Source organism: Marilutibacter maris, assembly GCF_003233695.1.
GTDB lineage: Bacteria > Pseudomonadota > Gammaproteobacteria > Xanthomonadales > Xanthomonadaceae > Marilutibacter > Marilutibacter maris.
Genome location: NZ_CP029843.1, coordinates 212,972 through 231,478, shown reverse-complemented (window position 1 = coordinate 231,478; position 18,507 = coordinate 212,972). Strand labels below are relative to the sequence as shown.

At 71.5% G+C, this 18,507-nt stretch carries 19 protein-coding genes; 7 read left to right on the top strand and 12 right to left on the bottom strand.

The genetic code is table 11. The features are described 5' to 3' along the window. The first annotated feature begins 131 nt into the window (after positions 1-131). The 4 genes from C9I47_RS01055 (at position 132) to C9I47_RS01040 (ending at position 3,696) form a co-directional block, all read left to right on the top strand. A complete protein-coding gene (locus C9I47_RS01055) occupies positions 132-899 on the top strand; it encodes a uroporphyrinogen-III synthase (RefSeq protein ID WP_111265086.1) in 768 nt (255 codons plus the stop codon). Between the two features lie 81 nt (positions 900-980). Next, entirely contained in the window at positions 981-2,039 is a 1,059-nt protein-coding gene (locus C9I47_RS01050) for a uroporphyrinogen-III C-methyltransferase (RefSeq protein ID WP_111265085.1), read from the top strand. Next, positions 2,036-3,283 carry a heme biosynthesis protein HemY gene (locus C9I47_RS01045; RefSeq protein ID WP_111265084.1) on the top strand — a complete coding sequence of 416 codons (1,248 nt, stop codon included), beginning with the start codon at positions 2,036-2,038 and terminating at the stop codon, positions 3,281-3,283. The genes C9I47_RS01050 and C9I47_RS01045 overlap by 4 nt, the downstream gene beginning before the upstream one ends. 35 nt (positions 3,284-3,318) lie before the next feature. Then, a complete protein-coding gene (locus C9I47_RS01040) occupies positions 3,319-3,696 on the top strand; it encodes a VOC family protein (protein ID WP_111265083.1) in 378 nt (125 codons plus the stop codon). Positions 3,697-3,801: 105 nt separating this feature from the next. On the opposite strand, the gene C9I47_RS01035 is transcribed toward C9I47_RS01040, so the two are convergent. The 3 genes from C9I47_RS01035 to C9I47_RS01025 are packed head-to-tail and all read right to left on the bottom strand — an operon-like array spanning position 3,802 to position 5,715. Further along, positions 3,802-4,101, bottom strand: a complete 300-nt coding sequence (locus C9I47_RS01035) for a HigA family addiction module antitoxin (protein WP_111267886.1) — start codon at positions 4,099-4,101, stop codon at positions 3,802-3,804. 9 nt (positions 4,102-4,110) lie between these two features. After that, positions 4,111-4,389 (bottom strand): type II toxin-antitoxin system RelE/ParE family toxin, encoded by a 279-nt coding sequence (locus C9I47_RS01030; RefSeq protein ID WP_111265082.1) that lies wholly within the window; start codon positions 4,387-4,389, stop codon positions 4,111-4,113. A 48-nt stretch (positions 4,390-4,437) separates the two neighbouring features. Then, positions 4,438-5,715 carry an acetyl-CoA C-acetyltransferase gene (locus C9I47_RS01025; protein WP_111265081.1) on the bottom strand — a complete coding sequence of 426 codons (1,278 nt, stop codon included), beginning with the start codon at positions 5,713-5,715 and terminating at the stop codon, positions 4,438-4,440. Positions 5,716-5,900: 185 nt separating this feature from the next. Here C9I47_RS01025 and C9I47_RS01020 point away from each other — a divergent pair, with 185 nt between their 5' ends. Then, positions 5,901-6,833 carry a hypothetical protein gene (locus C9I47_RS01020; RefSeq protein ID WP_223250221.1) on the top strand — a complete coding sequence of 311 codons (933 nt, stop codon included), beginning with the start codon at positions 5,901-5,903 and terminating at the stop codon, positions 6,831-6,833. A 117-nt stretch (positions 6,834-6,950) separates the two neighbouring features. Here the strand turns inward: C9I47_RS01020 and C9I47_RS01015 are convergent, their stop codons facing one another. From C9I47_RS01015 to C9I47_RS01000, 4 genes are all read right to left on the bottom strand, one after another. After that, entirely contained in the window at positions 6,951-7,466 is a 516-nt protein-coding gene (locus C9I47_RS01015) for a GNAT family N-acetyltransferase (protein ID WP_111265080.1), read from the bottom strand. Between the two features lie 8 nt (positions 7,467-7,474). Continuing rightward, on the bottom strand, positions 7,475-8,038 hold the full coding sequence (locus C9I47_RS01010; RefSeq protein WP_407067533.1) for a superoxide dismutase family protein: 564 nt from the start codon (positions 8,036-8,038) through the stop codon (positions 7,475-7,477). A 195-nt stretch (positions 8,039-8,233) separates the two neighbouring features. Then, a complete protein-coding gene (gene ntrC / locus C9I47_RS01005; RefSeq protein WP_111265079.1) occupies positions 8,234-9,661 on the bottom strand; it encodes a nitrogen regulation protein NR(I) in 1,428 nt (475 codons plus the stop codon). Further along, positions 9,658-10,737: a two-component system sensor histidine kinase NtrB gene (locus C9I47_RS01000; protein WP_111267883.1), complete on the bottom strand. Its 1,080-nt coding sequence runs from the start codon at positions 10,735-10,737 to the stop codon at positions 9,658-9,660. The genes ntrC and C9I47_RS01000 overlap by 4 nt, the downstream gene beginning before the upstream one ends. 67 nt (positions 10,738-10,804) lie before the next feature. Between C9I47_RS01000 and C9I47_RS00995 the strand changes: the two genes are divergently transcribed. Continuing rightward, positions 10,805-12,601 (top strand): O-linked N-acetylglucosamine transferase, SPINDLY family protein, encoded by a 1,797-nt coding sequence (locus C9I47_RS00995; protein ID WP_111265078.1) that lies wholly within the window; start codon positions 10,805-10,807, stop codon positions 12,599-12,601. Positions 12,602-12,619: 18 nt separating this feature from the next. On the opposite strand, the gene C9I47_RS00990 is transcribed toward C9I47_RS00995, so the two are convergent. The 5 genes from C9I47_RS00990 to glnA all read right to left on the bottom strand — a co-directional run bounded on the left by C9I47_RS00990 (position 12,620) and on the right by glnA (position 17,221). Further along, the gene (locus C9I47_RS00990) at positions 12,620-12,814 is read right to left on the bottom strand and encodes a hypothetical protein (protein WP_111265077.1); all 195 of its coding nucleotides are present in this window, start codon (positions 12,812-12,814) and stop codon (positions 12,620-12,622) included. Positions 12,815-12,972: 158 nt separating this feature from the next. After that, positions 12,973-14,355: an ammonium transporter gene (locus tag C9I47_RS00985; protein ID WP_111267882.1), complete on the bottom strand. Its 1,383-nt coding sequence runs from the start codon at positions 14,353-14,355 to the stop codon at positions 12,973-12,975. A 25-nt stretch (positions 14,356-14,380) separates the two neighbouring features. Further along, positions 14,381-14,719: a P-II family nitrogen regulator gene (locus C9I47_RS00980; RefSeq protein WP_111265076.1), complete on the bottom strand. Its 339-nt coding sequence runs from the start codon at positions 14,717-14,719 to the stop codon at positions 14,381-14,383. A gap of 45 nt (positions 14,720-14,764) precedes the next feature. Next, positions 14,765-15,535, bottom strand: coding sequence for a TorF family putative porin (locus tag C9I47_RS00975; protein WP_111265075.1), 771 nt, complete (start codon positions 15,533-15,535; stop codon positions 14,765-14,767). 276 nt (positions 15,536-15,811) lie between these two features. Beyond that, entirely contained in the window at positions 15,812-17,221 is a 1,410-nt protein-coding gene (glnA, locus tag C9I47_RS00970; RefSeq protein WP_111265074.1) for a type I glutamate--ammonia ligase, read from the bottom strand. Positions 17,222-17,463: 242 nt separating this feature from the next. On the opposite strand from glnA, the gene C9I47_RS00965 reads away from it, so the two are divergent. Beyond that, a complete protein-coding gene (locus C9I47_RS00965) occupies positions 17,464-18,501 on the top strand; it encodes a LacI family DNA-binding transcriptional regulator (protein WP_111265073.1) in 1,038 nt (345 codons plus the stop codon). Positions 18,502-18,507: the final 6 nt, after the last annotated feature.

Below are 18,507 nucleotides of genomic sequence, written 5' to 3'. Positions count from 1 at the left end.
GGCGGCAGCGGAGGGAGGCGGCGGGACGGTCGATCCGCCCGCCGGGCCGGCGCAGGGTACAGACATTGTGTGGCGACGACGACGCTGCGCCGGCGTACGGTCCCGCGCCTCCCTGTGCCAAGCTGTGCGCCATGTCCGCCACCGCTCCCGCCCGCCGCTGGCACCTGGTTTCGCTGCGCCCCAGCGGCCGCCACGAAGCGCTGCGTCGAGCCGCCGCCCGCCATGGCGGCGGACTGATCGCGCTGTCGAGCTGCCGCCTGCGGCACTTCGACGACGCCGCCAGCCGGCGACGGCTCGACGACGCCCTGACCGCCGACCGGGTCGTGTTCACCAGCCCGGAAGCGGTGCGCGCGGCCGCCGCGCTGCGCGCCCTGCGCGGCCTCGACGCAAGTGGCTGGTTCGCGGTCGGCGCCGGCACCGCGGCGGCGCTGGCGCGCGCCGGTGTGCATGCGGTCGCGCACCCGCAGCGGATGGACAGCGAAGGCCTGCTCGACCTGCCGGGACTGCAGTCGCTGCGCGGCAGCCGCCTGGGCCTGGTGACGGCCCCCGGCGGTCGCGGCCTGTTGCAACCGGCGCTGCAGGCGCGCGGCGCGCAGGTCGTCCGTGCCGACGTCTACGCCCGCGAACCCTTGCCGCCGCCGCCGCGCGCGGTCGCCGCGCTGCGGGCGGCACGCGGCCCGCTGGTGCTTGCGATCAGCAGCGGCGAGGCCTTGACCCAGGTGCTGGCGCAACTGCCGGCCGACGCCGCCGCGACCCTGCGCGCGGCCCGCGCGGTCGCCGCCAGCGCGCGGCTGGCGGCGCTGGCCCGCGAGCACGGCCTGCGCGAGGTCGTGGTCGCCGCCGGGCCGCGACCGGCGCAACTGGTGGCCGCCGCTGGATACGCCGGGCCCGGCCGGTAGCCGGCGAAGCCACCGGCACGGCCCCGTCCGGAGCCTTTCTGAACCAGTCCGCACGGGCGTTCCGGTAGCATGAAGCCACTCATGCAGCGACCTGACGCCGTGTCCGACTCCACCGCCCCGTCCACATCCCTCCCGCCTCCTGGCAATCCCACCGCGCAGGCGCCGCGCCGGCGCGCCGCGCGTTGGCCATGGTTCCTGCTGGTGTTCCTCGCCGCGCTCGCCGCCGCCGGCTGGTACGGCTGGAACTGGTGGAAATCGCACGAGGCCGACGCGCGCGCACAGGTCGCCAGTGCCGATCACCGCATCGACGCCCTCAACCAGCGCCTGGATGCGATGCGCGACGACCAGCGCGCGCAGGTCCAGCGCCTGCAACAGGCCGACGCCACCAACCGTGTGCTGCGCGACGAACTGCTCGGCATCGGCCAGCGCGCGGCGCTGCTGGAGGAAAGCGTCACCCGCCTGGCCGACCCGAACCGCGATGGCGTCCAGGCGCTGCGGCTGGAGGAGGCGGAGATGCTGCTGGTGTTCGGCCAGCAGCGGCTGGAGATCGCCGGCGACCTGGCCGGCGCGAAGCGCAGCTACGCGACCGCGGACGCGGTGCTGGCCGCGATCAAGGACCCGGCCTACGTGAACCTGCGCCAGGCGCTGATCCAGGAGCGCGCGGCGATCGACGCGCTCGATGCGGACCCGCGGATCGACGCGTTGGCGCGCATCGACGCCTTCAGCCGCGCGCTCGAGGAAACCCCGCCGGAGACCGCCGCCCAGGCCCCGGCCGGCGACCGGCCGTGGTGGAAGCGCGCGTTCGCCAACGTGTTCGACATCCAGCCGCGCGACCGCGTGATCGCCGAACTGCCGTCCGACCGCGCCGCGGCGATGGCCGCCCTGCAACTGGAACTGACCCTGGCCCGCGCCGCCGCCGAGCGCCGCGACGAGGGCGGCTTCAGGGCCGCGCTGGCGCGTGCGCGCGACTGGCTGGATCGCTTGTGGCCGCCATCGGCCGCGCTCGATGCCCGCCGCGGCGAACTGGACCGGATCGCCGAGCGCTCGCTTTCACTCTCGGTTCCCACCCTCGGCAGCACACTGCAGCAACTGCGGCAGCTGCGCGCCGCCGCGGACGTGTCGCCATCGGAGCGCCCATGAACCTGTTCCGCAGCCTGCTGTTCTGGATCGTCCTGGCCCTGCTCGGGGCGCTGGTCGCGCAGTTGATGGCGCAGGATCCGGGCCTGGTGATCGTCAGCTTCGGCGACTGGACCTATCGCAAGTCGTTGTCCTACACCCTGTTGCTGGCGGCGGTCGCCGTGCTGCTGCTGTGGCTGCTCTGGCGCCTGCTCAGCGCGCCGTTCGCGATGCTGCGCCGGCACCGCAAGAAGGCCGCGCGCGCGCGCCTGCTCGACGGCCTGCTGGCCACCCACATGGGCCAGTGGAGCCGCGCCGAAAAGCTGCTCGGCGAGGCCGCCGGCAATCGCGAAACCGGGACCGTGGCGCGGATCGCCGCCGCGCACGCGGCCACCGGCCGTGGCGATGCCGAGGCCGGTCGCGCCCACCTGGCCGGCATCGCCGATGCCCAGCCGGCGGTGTTCGCGGTGGTCAGCGCCGAACTGGCGCTGGCCGACGCCCGTCCCGCCGATGCGCTGGCCGCGCTCGATGCCACCGCCGCGCAACCGCTGCCGCCGCGCGGCCTGGCCCTGCGGGCCGAGGCCCTGGCCGCGCTCGGTCGCGCCGGCGACGCCTACGGCCTGCTCGGCGCCCTGCGCCAGCAGCAGGCCCTGCCGGGGCGCCGCCTGGAAGCGCTGGAAGCGCGCTGGGCCGAGGCCGGCCTGCGCGAGGCGGCCGATGCCAATGTCCTGGCCGACCGCTGGGAAGCCCTGCCCAAACCGCTGCGCAGCGACCCCGCCGCGGTCGCCGCCTACGCCGAACGCGCCGCCGCGCTGCGCTGGGAGGACGCCGCCGCGAGCAGCATCGAACACGCGCTCGACAACCGCTGGAGCGACGAGCTGGCGAGCCTCTACGGGCGCCTGCCGATCGGCCGCCTCGACGCCCGCCTGGCCCATGCCGAGCGCTGGCTGCAGGCGCACCCGGCCAGCCCCGGACTGCTGCTGAGCCTGGCCCGCCTGCACCGCGCCAAGGGCCAGTGGTCGCAGGCCGAGGCCTATCTGCATCGCGCGCTCGCCCAGGGCGGCAATGCCGAGGCCTGGGAAGAACTCGGCAACGGCTTCGCCCAGGCCGGCGACGCGCGCGCCAGCCAGTGCTACGCCAATGCGCTGCGGGTCGCCCGCGGCGAGGCGCCGGTGGAAGTCCCGGGCCGCGACCTGAAGCAGAAGATCTACGACCAGGCCGCGATCGAGGAACGCGACGAGCACGGCCTGCCGCGCCTGCGCGGCTGAGCGATATCGTCAGTCGCCGGCACGGAGGCCACGGCATGCTCACCAACGTCATCCTCGGCAGCAACGACCTCGAGCGATCCGCCGCCTTCTACGACGGCCTGCTGGCGCTGCTGGGCGCGCGGCAGGTGATGCGGAACGATCGCTCGATCCTGTGGAAGGGGCCGGACGACGGCGTCGGGCTGGCGGTATGCCGCCCCTACGACGAACAGCCGGCCCGCCACGGCAACGGTTCGATGGTCGGACTCAAGGCGCACTCGATCGACGACGTCGCCCGCATCCATGGCACCGCGCTCCGTCTCGGCGGGCGTTGCGAAGGCCCGCCGGGCGAGCGCCGGCCGGGTGTGCACGCGGCCTACTTCCGCGATCCCGACGGCAACAAGTTCGGCGTGTTCCACATCGTCGCGGCGGCCTGAGGCCAACCGCGCCGGCTCGCCGGCGGACACCGCAGGCATGGTGTCTGTCGATGCCCGCGGGAAGCGCTCAGCGCTCCAGGATCGCGAGCAGGCAATGCGGCCAGGTCACGCGGCGGCGGGGGTGATCTCGCGTTCGATCCGCCGCAGGTTCTCGATCTCGGCCACCCGCAGGTCATAGGCGGCCTGTAGATCGAGCCACGAGCGCGCGTCCCCGCCGAAGTAGCGCGCCAGACGCATCGCCGTATCGGCGGAAATGCCCCGACGTTCGCGCACGATGTCGTTGATCCGCGGCGCCGGCACATGCAGCCGTCGCGCCAGCGCGTTCGCGCTCAGCTCAAGGGGCACCAGGTAGTCCTCGCGCAGAATCTCGCCGGGGTGTACCGGCCGCATGCCGTTCTTGAACATGATCAAGCCTCAGTGATAGTCGACGATCTCCACGTCTTCCGGTCCATCGTCGGTCCAGCGGAAGCACAGCCGGAACTGATCGTTGATCCGGATGCTGTGCTGACCCCGACGGTCGCCCCGCAGGGCCTCGAGCCGATTGCCCGGCGGTGCGCGCAGAAAGTCCAGCGTGTGCGCCGCGTCCAGCTGGACCAGCTTGCGTGTGGCAATCCTGGCGATCGCGCTGAAACGACGGCACTTTCCGCTCTCGAACAACCGTTGCGTATCCATGCACCGGAAGCTGCGTATCATTCCGGCAAAATATAACGCTTAACGTTAAACGTCAAGCGTTAAACCTGCTCAGCGCTCCAGGATCGCGACCACGCCCATGCCGCCGGCGGTGCAGATCGAGATCAGGCAGCGGCCGCCGCCGCGCTGCTTGAGCTCCTTGGCGGCGGTGGCGACGATGCGCGCGCCGGTCGCGGCGAACGGGTGTCCGGCCGCCAGCGAGGAGCCGTTGGGGTTGATCTTGTCCGGATCGATCCGGCCCAGCGGCGCGTCCAGGCCCAGCCGCGAGCGGCAGTACTCCTCGCTCTCCCAGGCGCGCAGCGTGCACAGCACCTGGGCGGCGAAGGCTTCGTGGATCTCGTAGAAGTCGAAGTCCTGCAGGCTCAGGCCGTTGCGCGCCAGCATCTCCGGCACCGCCACGGTCGGCGCCATCAGCAGGCCCTCGCCATGGACGAAGTCGACCGCGGCGACCTGGGCATCGCGCAGGTAGCACAGCACCTCGTGGCCGTGCGCCTGCGCCCACTCGTCGCTGGCCAGCAGGCAGGCGGCGGCGCCGTCGGTGAGCGGCGTCGAGTTGGCCGCGGTCAGGGTGCCGCGCCCGGACACCTTGTCGAACGCCGGCTTCAGCGTCGCCAGCTTCTCCAGGGTCGAGTCCGGCCGCAGGATGTTGTCGCGGGACACGCCGCGGAAGCTCACCACCAGGTCATCGAAGAAGCCGCGCTCGTAGGCGGCGGCGAGCTTCTGGTGCGAGGACAGCGCCCACTCGTCCTGCGAGTCGCGGCCGATGTTCCACTGCTTGGCCATGTCCTCGCAGTGCTCGCCCATGCTCTTGCCGGTGCGCGGCTCGGCCACGCCGGGGAACTCGGGCTTGAGCTCGCGCAGCGAGAAGCCCTTGAACGCGGCCAGCCTGCCCTTGAGGTCGCGCGCGGCATTGGCGGCGAGCAGGCGCCGGCGCAGCTTCTTGCCATAGACGATCGGCACGTCGGAGGTGGTGTCCGAGCCGCCGCCGATGCCGGATTCGATCTGGCCGACCGCGATCTTGTTGGCGACGGTGATGATCGAGTCCAGCGAGGTGCCGCAGGCGCGTTGCAGGGTGATACCCGGGGTCAGCGACGACAGTCCCGACGACAACGCCGCCTCGCGGCCGAGGTTCCAGTCGCTGCTGTGCTTGATCACCGCGCCCATCGCGACCTCGCCCAGCACCTGTCCGTGCAGGCCGAATTTCTCGACCAGCGCGCCGAGCGTGCGTACCGACATGCCGAGGTTGCCCACGTCCGCATAGGCGGTGTTCTGGCGGCAGAACGGGATGCGGACGCCACCGAGCACGGCGACGGGACGGATTGGGCGCATCGGTATACCTCGTGGGGCTTGTGGAGCTGACGACTCGCGGGAATGGACGGGAATGTGGACGGCGGCGGCGCTGACCGCCACGACCAGCGGGCATAATGGACGGCGACGGCCCGCGACACATTGGGGCTGCGCCGAGTGTAGCGCCGGCCCCGCGCACAACCAAACGCCACCGTATCCTGCTGCCGATGACCGCTCCCGACCCGACCGCCATGCCGGCCCCGCATGCGCCTGACCTGGCCGTGCTCGGCGCCCTCGCGCTGGAGCTGACCGCCGGCGCCGCGATCGCCCGCACCACCCTGCCGCAGGGCGATGCCGGCGCCCTGGCCGGATTGATCGCCCGCGACCTGGCCGACTTCGAGGCCGACGCCGCGCGGCTGCAGCTGGTCACCGTCGGCGCCCACTACGACCCGGTCGAGCTGCTGCGGCCGGGCTGGCCGCTGCATCGCGAGCTCGACGACCTGGCCGCACGTGCGCCGGGGGGCGGCCACGACGGCGAAGGCCACGGCCGGATCATCGCCTTCGGCAGCCACGACGGCCGCCTGCCCGGCGCGCTGACCCCGTCGCCCGACTACGACGGCGGCACCTTCCGGTTGCTGCCGTTCCTGCTCTCCGGCGACGCCGACACCATCGCCCGGGTCGGCGATGCGTTCGAGAACGGACTGCTGGAGCGCGGCATGGCCGGCGCCGAGACCGCGCTGCAGGCGCAGACCGCGTTCGGCCTGCGGATCGAGCATGCGCGCTACCTGACCGTGCACGACCTCGCCGCGATGACCGCGATGCAGTACGACCATGCCGGCCTGGCGCCGCTGTGGCCGCTGCTGGAAACCGCCTTGCTGGAACCCGGCGGCGAGGCCTGGCTGGACGCGGTGCCGGAACCGTTGCTGCGCTATGCCGATGGCGAAGCGCGCATCGCCCTGTTCTCGCCGCGCGCCTGGCACGCGCGCTACGCACCGGAGGCGCCCTGCGACAGCGACGAATGCCGCGACCGGCTGGAACGCCGCTTCCAGCAGTTCCAGGCGCGCCTGCGCCAGTTCGCGGCGGTGCTCGGCGCCCACGGCGTGGCGGTCAACTTCGTCGACTGCCAGGACGCCGAACGCGCCCGCGACGCGCTGGCCTGAGCCCCGCCGCCAGGGAAGGTCCGAACAAACCCATCCTGGACGTGTTCGGACGTCGCAAGGTCAAGCCCTTGCGTGCTTGATCCGCGCGTGCACTCCCTTGCGCGCGGAACCTCTGAATCAGTCAGAGGCTCCCTGGCCCGTCGCCGGGGGCTCGAACCCGGCCTCGAACACCCGATAGCCGGCATCGTCCATGCCCAGCGCGCGGTAGCTGCGCTGGGCATTGCCGTTGTCGCGCTCGACATACAGGCGCAGGCCGATCACCCCGGCGGTCGCACGGGCGCGTGCCTCGACGTGGCGGTAGAGCGCGGCGAACACGCCCTGGCGTCGATGGGCCTCGGCGACGTAGACGCTCTGGATCCACCACCACTCACCGTTTCGCCAGTCGCTCCATTCCCTGGTCAGCATCAGGGTGCCGACCGGCACCGAGACCAGCTCGTCGCCGGCCAGCGGCGCATCGCGCATCGCGATCAGATAGCGGGCCCTGGCCGGATCGACGATGCCGGCATGGACGCCGGCCAGCACCGTCTCCGGGTCCAGCCGCTTGTGCTCGGTCTCCCACGCCATCGCCTGCGCCCACTGCGCCAGCAGCGGGGCATCGGCGGCGTGAGCATCGCGGATGCGCAGGCTCGACATCGGCGCCCTCAGCGGGTGACCTTGATGATCCCGCAGGCCACCCGCTTGCCGGCGTTGCCGGAGGGCTGGCTGGCGTAGTCGTCGGCCGCGGCATGGACGATTACCGCGCGGCCGGCGACGTCGTTGACCGCGCCGCCGCCGAGGGTCACGCCCAGCGCATGCACGTTGACCTGGGCCACGCCCTCGCCATTGGCCTGGATGTTGTCCATGTCGCCGCCATGGTGGGGGCCATGCCCGACCCGGCCATGCGGGTTGGCGGAAGGATTGAAGTGGCCACCGGCGCTGGACGCGTCGACCGCACTGCAATCGCCCTTCTCGTGGATATGGATCGCGTGCAGGCTGCCGGGGGTCAGGCCGCCGATCTCGCCGGCCAGGAACACGCCGCCCTCGCCGGGGCGGACATTGAGCTTGCCGCTGACCAGGCTGGCCGAGGCCGAGGCCAGGATCACCTCGCCCGCCTGCGCGGTCGATACCGGGGCCGGCGGCGGCTCGGGGGCGGGCGCCGGCCGCGGCGCCGGCGTGGAGCAGGCCGCCAGCGCGGCCAGCACGGCGATGCCCAGGCAGAGCCTGATCGGCTGCGGCACGGACGGGGCGGTCATCATCGATACGGTCATGGTCGAACTCCCTGGGAGATGGGGCATGCGCCGGCCCTGGGTGGCCGACGGAGGGGGAAGCGGAGGCACCATGTCGTGCCCCCGCACAGTAAGGCGGCGCCGGTCCAGAACCGGTGAAGCGAAGCCGGCGCGGCGGTGGGTTTGCCGCGACACTCAGCCACGCGAACGCTTGGCGCGCAGCTTGCGCGCGACGGTGTTGCGGCCCAGGCCCAGGCGCGCCGCGGCCTCGGCCTGGCGGCCGGCGGTGTGCTCCAGCGCGGCATCGAGCAGCAACTGTTCCATCCGCTGCAACACCCGGGCATGGATGTCGTTGCGACCGGCGGCCAGCTCCTCGCGGACCCAGGCGGCCAGGGCCGCTTCCCAGGCCGGCATGCCGTCGGCGGTCGCTACTGCGGCCCCGGCGCCTTCGCGCGCGATCACCGCGTCGACGTCGGCGGCGCCGATCGACTCGCCCGGCGCCAGCGCCGACAGCCGCCAGCACAGGTTTTCCAGTTCACGCACATTGCCGGGCCAGTCGTGCGCCAGCAGCCGCTCCAGCGCCGCCCGCGACAGCCGCTTGGGCGGCGCCTGGAAGCGAACCGCCGCAGCGGCGAGAAAGCGCTCGGCCAGGCGCGGCACGTCCTCGCGCCGTTCGCGCAGCGGCGGCAGGTGCAGGCGGACGACATCGAGCCGGTGCAGCAGGTCGGCGCGGAAGCGGCGCTCGGCGACCAGGGTATCCAGGGCCTGGTGGGTGGCCGCGATCACCCGCACGTCGACCCGGATCAGCTCGCGCCCGCCGACCCGGAAGAACTCGCCCTCGGCCAGCACCCGCAACAGCCGGGTCTGCAGCGGCAGCGGCATGTCGCCGATCTCGTCGAGGAACAGGGTGCCGCCGTTGGCCTGCTCGAAACGGCCGACATGGCGCTTGCCGGCACCGGTGAAGGCGCCGGCCTCGTGGCCGAACAGCTCGCTCTCCAGCAGCTCGGCCGGGATCGCCGCGGTGTTGAGCGCGACGAACGGCCGCTGCGCGCGCGGCGATTCGCGATGCAGGGCGCGGGCGACCAGCTCCTTGCCGGTGCCGGTCTCGCCGGTGATCAACACCGACAGCGGTGCCTGCGCCAGCCGCCCGATCGCGCGGAACAGGGTGCGCATGGCCGGGGTGTCGCCGATCAGGGCATCGGTCCCGGCCGTTCCGGTCCCGGCCTCCGGCGCCTGTTCGGCCGCGTCCTCGTCCGCGGCGGTGCCCAGCGCCTGCGCCGCCAGCGCCACCGCTTCGTCCAGATCGAACGGCTTGGACAAAAATTCGTGGGCGCCGCCACGGAACGCGCCGGCGGTGCTGGCCACGTCGGTGTAGGCGCTCATCACGATCACCGGCAGCGCCGGATGCGCCTGCTTGAGCCTGTCCAGCAGGACCAGACCGTCGTCGCCGGGCATGCGCACGTCGGTGAACAGCAGATCCGGCGGTCCGTGCAGTTCCAGCGCCCGCAGCGCTTCGGCGGCGCTGGCGAAGTCCTCGGTCGCGTGCCCGGCCTGGCGCAACGCCGCCGCCAGCACGAAGCGCACGCTGCGATCGTCGTCGACCACCCAGACGCGCGAGCTCATGGCGTCGCCTCCGGCGCATCGGCCGGCGCCCCGGCGTCGGCCTCGGGCGCTGCCGGCATCGGCAACAGCAGGGTGAACACCGTGTGTCCGGGACGCGAACGGTAGGCCAGCGAACCGCGATGCTCGCGGGCGACCTGCTGGGCCAACGCCAGGCCCAGCCCGCTGCCCTCGGCACGGCCGGAGACCAGCGGCAGGAACAGGCGCTCGGCCAGCTCGTCGGGAATGCCGCGGCCGTCATCGACGATCTCCAGCCTCAGCGCGACCGGGTACAGGGTCTCGCCGATGCGCACGCCGTGCTCGGCGCGGGTGCGCAGGGTCACGTGGGTGGCGCCGGCCTCGATCGCGTTGCGGACCAGGTTCCAGACCGCCTGCACCAGACGATCGGCGTCGCCCATCAGTTCCGGCAGGCTGGGGTCGTAGTCGCGCAGCAGGCGCACCGCCCAGCCGGCATCGCTCTCGGCCAGCCGCAGCACCCGTTCGAGCACGGCGTGGATGTTGAGCGGCGACGGCGGCCGCGACGGCGCCGGGCTCAACAGCTGATCGAGCAGGCCGGTCAGGCGTGCGACCTCGTCCTCGATCAGCCCCACCAGTTCGCGCGATTCGGCGTCGTCGACGCGACGCGACAGCAACTGCGCCGCGCCCTTGAGGCCGGCCAGCGGATTGCGCAGTTCGTGGGCCAGCCCCTTCAACGAGGCCGACAGCGCCGACGGCAGCAGCAGGGCCGGGTCGTCGCCGGGAAACTCGTCGACCGGATGCGCCTCCATCCGCCAACCGCCGTCGCCGGTACGGCTGAGCCAGACATCGGCGAAACACTCGTCGTGGTCGGTGAATCGCAGCCGCGCGCGGCGCACCCGCAACGGCGCATCGTCGTCGCCGTCGCGGCTCAACGCCGCGGCCAGGCGACCGTCGCCGGCGTCGAGCGCGGCCATCGGCCAGCCCTGCAGGCGCCGCACGCCGACCCCGAGCCAGCCCGACATCGCCGCATTGCTGGCCACGATCGCGCCCGAACCGTCGCACCACGCGACCGGTGTGGTCAGGCTGTCGAACGGGCTGTCGATGGCGGCGGGGGACGGCATGCTGGCATGGTAGAGCAAGTGCCCGCTGCCAGCTTTCGAAGTCATCGTCAGGCCCTACACTCAATCGATGGATGCAAACACCGTTGGTCAGGCCCACGCGCTGCTGCGGCGGGGCGACATCTCCGGCGCGATCGGGCTGTTGCGCGGCGCGCTCACCGCGACGCCGGCGCAACCCCAGTCGTTGAAGCTGCTGGCACGCCTGGCCCTGCGCGAACAACAATCGGCGCTGGCGGCCAGCGCGCTGGAGCGGGCGCAGGCGGCGCTGCCGGACGATGCCGAGATCCATGCGCTGCGCGCCGCCGCGGCCAAGATCGCCGGCGACATCGATGCGCTGGTTCCGGCCGCGCGGCATGCGCTGACCCTGGACCCGGGCGAACCGCTGGCGGCGGCCCTGCTCACCGAAGCACTGCGCGATCGCCTGCAACTGGGCGAAGCGCTCGCGGTCGCCGATGCCTGCCTGGCCCGACGCCCGCACGACTGGGGTACCCGACTGGCCCGCGCCGACGTGCTGCAGTTCGCCGGCGAGGCCGCCGCGGCCGCCGCCGATGCCCGGCATACGCTGGATCACGCCCCCTCGCTGCAGGCCATCACGTTCGCCTGCCAGAGTCTGCTGTACTTGGACGAGCCCGCCCTGGACGAGCCCGCGCGGGACGAATCCGCCCCGGCCGCGCCCGCTGACGGCGCGCCCGCCGCCGCGATCCTCGCCCGCCATCGCGAGCTGGCCGCGCGTATTCCGCCGTTGCGCCTGCCGCCACCGCGCGATACCGGCTGGCGCCCCGGCCAACGCCCGCTTCGGGTCGCGCTGCTGTCGCCGGACCTGCGCCGGCACCCGGTCGGCATGTTCGTCGAGCCGCTGCTGGCCGGCTGGGACCGCGACCGCGTTGCGCCGATCTGCTACAGCGACGGTCAGCCCGATGCCACCACCCAGCGCCTGCGCGCGCTATGCCCGCAATGGCGCGACCTGCGCGGCCAGCCCGACGAGGCGGTGGCGCGGCAACTGCATGAGGACGGCATCGACGTGCTGCTGGACCTGGCCGGGCACACTCACGGCAGCCGGCCGCGCCTGCTGGCCTCGCACTGCGTGCCGCGCCAGCTGGGCTGGCTGGGCTATCTGTTCGACAGCGGCTATGCCAGCAGCGACGGCGTGATCGGCGATGCCGCGACCCTGCCCGAGGGCACGTCCAGCGCGCGCCAGGCGTGGCGGCTTCCCGGCAGCCTGCTGTGCCTGCCGCAGGTCCAGGATGCGCCGGACGTGGTCGCGCGCGCCTCCTCGGGCGCGCCGGTGTTCGGCAGCTTCAACCACCTGGCCAAGCTGTCGCCACGAACGGTGGCGCTGTGGGCGCGGGTGCTGGCCGCGGTGCCCGGCTCGCGGCTGGTGCTGTGCGCGCTCGGCCTGGCCGATGCGCCGACCCGCGAACGGATCGGCGCCCGCTTCGCCGCCGCCGGCGTCGATCCGGACCGGCTGCAGCTGCGCCCGCCGGTGCTCGACCCGCAGGCGTTCCTGTCGCAGTACGCCGACGTCGACATCGCCCTCGACCCGCTGCCTTTCAACGGCGGCACCACCACCTTGCAGGCGCTGTGGCAGGGCGTGCCGGTGGTGAGCCTGCCGGGCGAGCGGATGGCCGCGCGCACCGGACTGTCGCTGCTGGATGCGGCCGGGCTGGCGCAGGGGCCGGAGCGTCTGGTCGCACGCGATGCCGGGGACTATGTCGGCATCGCCGCCGGACTCGCCGAGGACGGTGCACGCCGCGCCCGGATGCGCGGCTCGATGCGCCAGCGCCTGCTCGACTCGGGCTTGTGCGATGGCCGTCGCTTTGCCGACGGCTTCGCCACGCTGCTGGAATCGGCGGCCTCGGCCCCCTGATCGGCGCCGCCGCCGGGGTCAGTCCTGCTGCGACAGGGCCGCGGCAGGCAGGCTGCCGGCCGGACCGGAGCGCTCGGCGGCGGACACCTTGCCGGCAATCACCGCGGTCATCGCGAACAATGCCCAAAGACAGATCCAGCCGATGATTCGCCATCGCCGGTGTCGGCGCCGGCGGTCGCGACGCCCATTGGCGTCATGCAGGGTCTGGTCCATGGCGATGGTGGTCGATCGGGGGAGATTGGCAGCACGTTACGCCGCCCGGAAGTGGAAGTCGTGTGAAGCCCACCCCGAAACTGTTCAGTTTTACAGGGCGCGCCGCGCCATCGCCGATGCGCGGGCGCCGGAGCCGGGCCCCGGCGCCCGCTGCCATATCAACCCTCGTAGGCCGATTCGCCGTGCGAGCTGATGTCCAGGCCCTCGCGCTCGGCCTCCTCGGCCACCCGCAGTCCGACCGTCAGCTTGACCAGCCCGAACGCGGCCACGGCGACGATGCCCGACCAGACCAGGGTGATCAGCACGCCCTCGGCCTGCACCAGCAACTGCGAGGCGATCGAGAAGTCCTCACCACCGGTGCCGCCCAGCGACGGTGCGGTGAACACGCCGGTCAGCAACGCGCCGACGATCCCGCCCAGGCCGTGCACGCCGAACACGTCGAGCGAGTCGTCGGCGTTCAACAGCCGCTTCAGTCCGGTCACCCCCCACACGCACAGTGCGCCGCAGGCCAACCCGATCGCGATCGCCCCCATCGGCCCGACCGAGCCGCAGGCCGGGGTGATCCCGACCAGGCCGGCGACCACGCCCGAGGCCGCGCCCAGCATCGACGGCTTGCCCTTCAGCAGCGCCTCGACCGCGCTCCAGGCCAGCGCCGCCGCCGCCGGTGCCAGCAGGGTGTTGAGGAAGGCGAGCGCCGCGCCCGAGGTCGCCTCCAGGTTGGAGCCGGCGTTGAAGCCGAACCAACCGACCCACAACAGCGAGGCGCCGACCATGCAGAAGGTCAGACTGTGCGGCTTGAGCGCCTCGCGGCCGTAACCGATGCGCTTGCCGACCAGCCAGGCGCCGACCAGACCGGCGACGCCGGCATTGATGTGGACGACGGTACCGCCGGCGAAGTCGAGCGCGCCCTTGCCCAGCAGGTAGCCGCCCTCGCCCCAGACCATGTGCGCGATCGGCAGGTAGGCGAAGGTGAACCACAGCACCGAGAACAGCAGCACCGCGCGGAACAGGATGCGCTCGGCCAGGGCACCGACGATCAGCGCCGCGGTGATGCCGGCGAAGGTCGCCTGGAACGCGATGAAGGCGTACTCGGGCAACGACACACCGTCGGTGAAGGTCGCCGCCAGACTGTCCGGGGTGACCCCCGCCAGGAACAGCTTGTCGAACCCGCCGATCACCGGCCCGGCGCCGCCGAACGCCAGCGAGTAGCCGTACACCGCCCACAGCAGCACGATCACCGAGAACACCACCAGCACCTGCATCAGCACCGACAGCACGTTCTTGGCCCGCACCAGGCCGCCATAGAACAACGCCAGCCCGGGCACGGTCATCAGCAGCACCAGCAGGGTCGAGGTCAGGATCCAGGCGACGTCGCCCTTGTCCACGACCGGCGCCGCCGCCGCGGCGTTGCCGGCCAGGTCGGCGGCCTGGGCCAGGCCATCCTGCGCCTGCGCGCCGCCGGCCAGCAGCAGCGCCATCAACGGCAGCGCACGCCACCGGGACGCCGGAAGCGCGCCACCGCGCGGGGTTCCGGCCTGCATGTTCGTCGCGGTCGTCGCGGTCGTGTCAAAGCGCATCATCGTCGAGCTCCCCGGTGCGGATACGGATGGTTTCTTCCAGGTGGCTGACGAAGATCTTTCCGTCGCCGACCTTGCCGGTGCGTGCGCCGGCCTGGACCGCTTCCAGTGCGGCCTCGAGCATCGCGTCGGGGACGGCGCACTCGACCTTCAGCTTGGGCAGGAAGTCGACGACGTACTCGGCGCCGCGATACAGCTCGGTATGCCCCTTCTGGCGGCCGAATCCCTTGACCTCGGTGACGGTGATGCCCGACACGCCGACTTCGGTGAGCGCTTCGCGCACCTCGTCGAGCTTGAATGGCCGGATGATGGCGGTGATCAGTTTCATTCACGTGCTCCGTAGCGACATGGTTTGCAGTCGAATGGGTGGGATTCAGAAGGACTTGGTGATGGCCACGGTCAAGGTCTCGTCGGGACCGATCAGGTCGTTGTCGTTCCAGGCGACGGCGACATCGATGCCGTTGTCGAAGGCCTTGCCGACGCCGAGCTTCCAGTACGCGTAGTCGCCGCCGTCGAGGTTCTCGACCCACTGCTTGCCGACCGCGGCGTCGAGCGTCCACGAGGGCACGAACTCCCAGCTCGCGCCCAGGTCGAGCGCGTGGCTGCCGTCGGAGTCGGGAATGCCGAACAGGTCGGTGAGCGCGTAGGAGTACTTGGCGCTGAGCACGGACCAGCCGAGACCGGCGTAGACCTCGGTGGTGTCGGCGCTGTTGAAGCCCGACGGGTAGTCGCCCGGGTACCAGTAGTGGATCGCGCCGACGTCCCAGCTGACGCCGCTGTCGGCGAACTCGCCGCGCAGGCCAAGGTAGCCGTCGAGTTCGAGCTGGCTGGAGATGTCCGGATCCGAGTCCGAAAGCCAGCTGATGCTGCTGCCCCAGACGCCGGCGTAGAAGCCGCTGTCGGTGGCGTACTCGACGCCGGCCTGCAGCGCGGGCTCTTCATCGGTCTGGGTGATGCCGCGGAACAGATAGTCGCTGGTCAGGCTGACCGATCCGGACAGCTCCCCTGCCCGTGCCTGCCCCATTGCCAGCATGGTGGCCATCGTCGCGATGGCGGTCAGCGCCGCGAGCGGCGCCGGTGCGGTTTCCCTGATCCCCTGGATGCGCCCACCGGGCGCATGGAATGCGGTGTGCTGAGACGACATGACGCAGGCTCCTCATAAGCGGTGGCCCCTCCCGTGGTCATTGGTCCGTGCTCGTTTTGCGTCGGCGTCCGCGTGCCGTTCGCTGTTTCTCCGGGCCGCAGTCGCCCGGCGCCGGGCATTGCCCGTCGTTTTCATGCCCTCCTGTGTTGTGGGGGTGGCGGCCGTCCGCTCCGCCGGGACCGGAGACGGTGGCCGGCTCTGCGTCCGGTCCACCGCCGCCTTCACCGGCCGACCGCGCACCCTGCGCGGCCAGCCGTTTCGATCAGTTCGCGCGCATCAGTTCGCGTAGTACAGCTGGTATTCCAACGGGTGGGTCGCGGCGCGGAACTTGGTGACCTCCTGCATCTTCAGCGCGATGTAACCGTCGATGAAGTCGTCGGAGAACACGCCGCCGGCCTTGAGGAAGTCGCGATCCTTGTCGAGCGCCTCCAGCGCCTGGTCGAGGCTGTGGCAGACGGTCGGGATGTTCTTCTCCTCCTCCGGCGGCAGGTCGTACAGGTCCTTGTCGCTGGGCGCGCCCGGATCGATCTGGTTCTTGATGCCGTCCAGGCCGGCCATCATCAGCGCGGCGAAGGTCAGGTAGCCGGACTGCACCGGATCCGGGAAGCGGAACTCGATGCGGCGCGCCTTCGGATTGGACACGAACGGAATGCGGCAGCTGGCCGAACGGTTGCGGGCCGAGTAGGCCAGCATCACCGGCGCCTCGAAGCCCGGCACCAGGCGCTTGTAGCTGTTGGTGGCGGCATTGGTGAAGGCGTTGATCGCGCGCGCGTGCTTGAACACGCCGCCGATGTACCACAGCGCCAGCTGACTCAGGCCGCCGTAGCCGTCGCCGGAGAACAGGTTCTTGCCGTCCTTCGCCAGCGACTGGTGCACGTGCATGCCGCTGCCGTTGTCGCCGACGATCGGCTTGGGCATGAAGGTCGCGGTCTTGCCGTTGCGGAAGGCGACGTTCTTGATGATGTACTTCATCATCAGCAGCTCGTCGGCCTTCTTGACCAGCGAGTTGAACTTGGTGCCGATCTCGCACTGGCCGGCGTTGGCGACCTCGTGGTGGTGGACCTCGACTTCGATGCCGACCTCTTCCAGGGTCTTGCACATCTCGGCGCGGATGTCGTGCAGCGAGTCGACCGGCGCGACCGGGAAGTAGCCGCCCTTGACGCCCGGACGGTAGCCGCTGTTGCCGCCCTCGTACTCGCGCGCGGAGTTCCAGTGCGCTTCCTCGGAGTCGATGTGGAAGAAGGTATGGCCCATCTCATTGCCGTAGCGGACCGAGTCGAAGATGAAGAACTCCGGCTCCGGGCCGAAGAACGCCTGCTCGGCGATGCCGCTGGCCTTGAGGTAGGCCTCGGCGCGCTTGGCGACGCCGCGCGGGTCGCGCGAGTAGGCCTGCATCGTGGTCGGGTCGAGCACGTCGCAGGTCATCACCAGGGTCGGATCGGCGGTGAACGGGTCCAGGAACGCGGTCGAGGCGTCCGGCATCAGCACCATGTCGGACTCGTTGATGCCCTTCCAGCCGTTGATCGAGGAGCCGTCGAACATCTTGCCTTCCTCGAACAGGCCGGCATCGACGATCGACTTGGGATAGGTGACGTGATGCTGCACGCCGCGCATGTCGGCGAAGCGCAGGTCGACGAATTCGACCTTGTGGTCACGGATGAGCTTTTCGACGTTCTCGAGCGACATGGAGGTACGGCCTTTCCGGTTGGAGGGGATACCCAGATAGATAGCAAGCCCTGTGCCAACCCACAGACTCTCGCAACCCATTGATTTAAAAACACTCCGGATCTGAGTTCGCACGCGATTGCACCAATGTGGTGCATCCCTTCCTGCCAATTGCACTAATATGGTGCAATCGCCGCACGGTTCCGGCCCCTCGCGACCGGGCCATTACACTGTTGCGGTTCCGTCCCAGGGAGGAGGGCCCGGTGGGCAGGCGCTCGAAGACCACATCCATCGACATCGCACATCGCGCCGGCGTATCGCAGGCGACGGTGTCGCGGGTGCTGCGCGGCAGCCCGCTGGTCAACGCCGAGACCCGGCGCCGGGTCGAGGAGGCGGTGCGCGAACTCAACTACAAGGTCGACCGCCACGCCTCCAGCCTGCGCACCCAGCGCTCGGGCACCCTCGCCCTGCTGCTGTTCGAGGACCCGACCCCGGACGACTCGCACATCAATCCGTTCTTCCTGTCGATGCTGGGCTCGATCACCCGCGCCTGCGCCCGCCACGGCCACGACCTGCTGGTCTCGTTCCAGCAACTGTCCGACGACTGGCACGCCGACTACGAGGACAGCATGAAGGCCGACGGCCTGATCCTGCTCGGCTACGGCGACTACCTCGCCTACCGCGGCAAGCTCGAGAGCCTGGTCGAGCAGGGCACCCGCTTCGTCCGCTGGGGCGCAGTGCTGCCGGGCCAGCCGGGGATCTCGATCGGCTGCGACAACCACCATGGCGGCCGCCTGATCGGCGAACACCTGCTCGGCCTGGGCCGCAAGCGGATCGCCTTCCTCGGCGACGCCTCCAGCCACTATCCGGAGTTCTTCGACCGCTACCGCGGCTGCGACGCCGCGTTGCGCGAGGCCGGCCTGGCCATGGAAGAGGGCCTGCAGGTGGATGCGGTCAGCTCGGAGGAGGCCGGCTTCGACGCCGCCCGCACCCTGCTGGAGCGTGCGCTGCCGTTCGACGCAGTGTTCGCCGCCAGCGACCTGATCGCGATCGGCGCGATGCGCGCACTGGCCGAGGCCGGACGGCGGGTCCCCGAGGACATCGCGGTCGCCGGCTTCGACGACATCCCGATGGCCCGCTTCGCCCAGCCCGCACTGACCACGGTGTTCCAGGACACCTCACGCGCCGGCGCCCTGCTGGTCGAATCGCTGCTGGCGCAGATCCGCAGCGAGCCGGTCGAGAGCATCACCCTGCCCGCCTCGCTGGTGGTGCGCCGCTCCAGCGGCGCCGGTCCGGCCTAGACCAGA

Excerpts from the sequence above, each read along its gene's own strand:
- C9I47_RS01055 (WP_111265086.1), top strand. The coding sequence starts at position 132 with ATGTCCGCCACCGCTCCCGCCCGCCGCTGGCACCTGGTTTCGCTGCGC.
- C9I47_RS01050 (WP_111265085.1), top strand. The coding sequence starts at position 981 with ATGCAGCGACCTGACGCCGTGTCCGACTCCACCGCCCCGTCCACATCC.
- C9I47_RS01045 (WP_111265084.1), top strand. The coding sequence starts at position 2,036 with ATGAACCTGTTCCGCAGCCTGCTGTTCTGGATCGTCCTGGCCCTGCTC.
- C9I47_RS01040 (WP_111265083.1), top strand. The coding sequence starts at position 3,319 with ATGCTCACCAACGTCATCCTCGGCAGCAACGACCTCGAGCGATCCGCC.
- C9I47_RS01035 (WP_111267886.1), bottom strand. The coding sequence starts at position 4,101 with ATGTTCAAGAACGGCATGCGGCCGGTACACCCCGGCGAGATTCTGCGC.
- C9I47_RS01030 (WP_111265082.1), bottom strand. The coding sequence starts at position 4,389 with ATGATACGCAGCTTCCGGTGCATGGATACGCAACGGTTGTTCGAGAGC.
- C9I47_RS01025 (WP_111265081.1), bottom strand. The coding sequence starts at position 5,715 with ATGCGCCCAATCCGTCCCGTCGCCGTGCTCGGTGGCGTCCGCATCCCG.
- C9I47_RS01020 (WP_223250221.1), top strand. The coding sequence starts at position 5,901 with ATGACCGCTCCCGACCCGACCGCCATGCCGGCCCCGCATGCGCCTGAC.
- C9I47_RS01015 (WP_111265080.1), bottom strand. The coding sequence starts at position 7,466 with ATGTCGAGCCTGCGCATCCGCGATGCTCACGCCGCCGATGCCCCGCTG.
- ntrC (WP_111265079.1), bottom strand. The coding sequence starts at position 9,661 with ATGAGCTCGCGCGTCTGGGTGGTCGACGACGATCGCAGCGTGCGCTTC.
- C9I47_RS01000 (WP_111267883.1), bottom strand. The coding sequence starts at position 10,737 with ATGCCGTCCCCCGCCGCCATCGACAGCCCGTTCGACAGCCTGACCACA.
- C9I47_RS00995 (WP_111265078.1), top strand. The coding sequence starts at position 10,805 with ATGGATGCAAACACCGTTGGTCAGGCCCACGCGCTGCTGCGGCGGGGC.
- C9I47_RS00990 (WP_111265077.1), bottom strand. The coding sequence starts at position 12,814 with ATGGACCAGACCCTGCATGACGCCAATGGGCGTCGCGACCGCCGGCGC.
- C9I47_RS00985 (WP_111267882.1), bottom strand. The coding sequence starts at position 14,355 with ATGCAGGCCGGAACCCCGCGCGGTGGCGCGCTTCCGGCGTCCCGGTGG.
- C9I47_RS00980 (WP_111265076.1), bottom strand. The coding sequence starts at position 14,719 with ATGAAACTGATCACCGCCATCATCCGGCCATTCAAGCTCGACGAGGTG.
- C9I47_RS00975 (WP_111265075.1), bottom strand. The coding sequence starts at position 15,535 with ATGTCGTCTCAGCACACCGCATTCCATGCGCCCGGTGGGCGCATCCAG.
- glnA (WP_111265074.1), bottom strand. The coding sequence starts at position 17,221 with ATGTCGCTCGAGAACGTCGAAAAGCTCATCCGTGACCACAAGGTCGAA.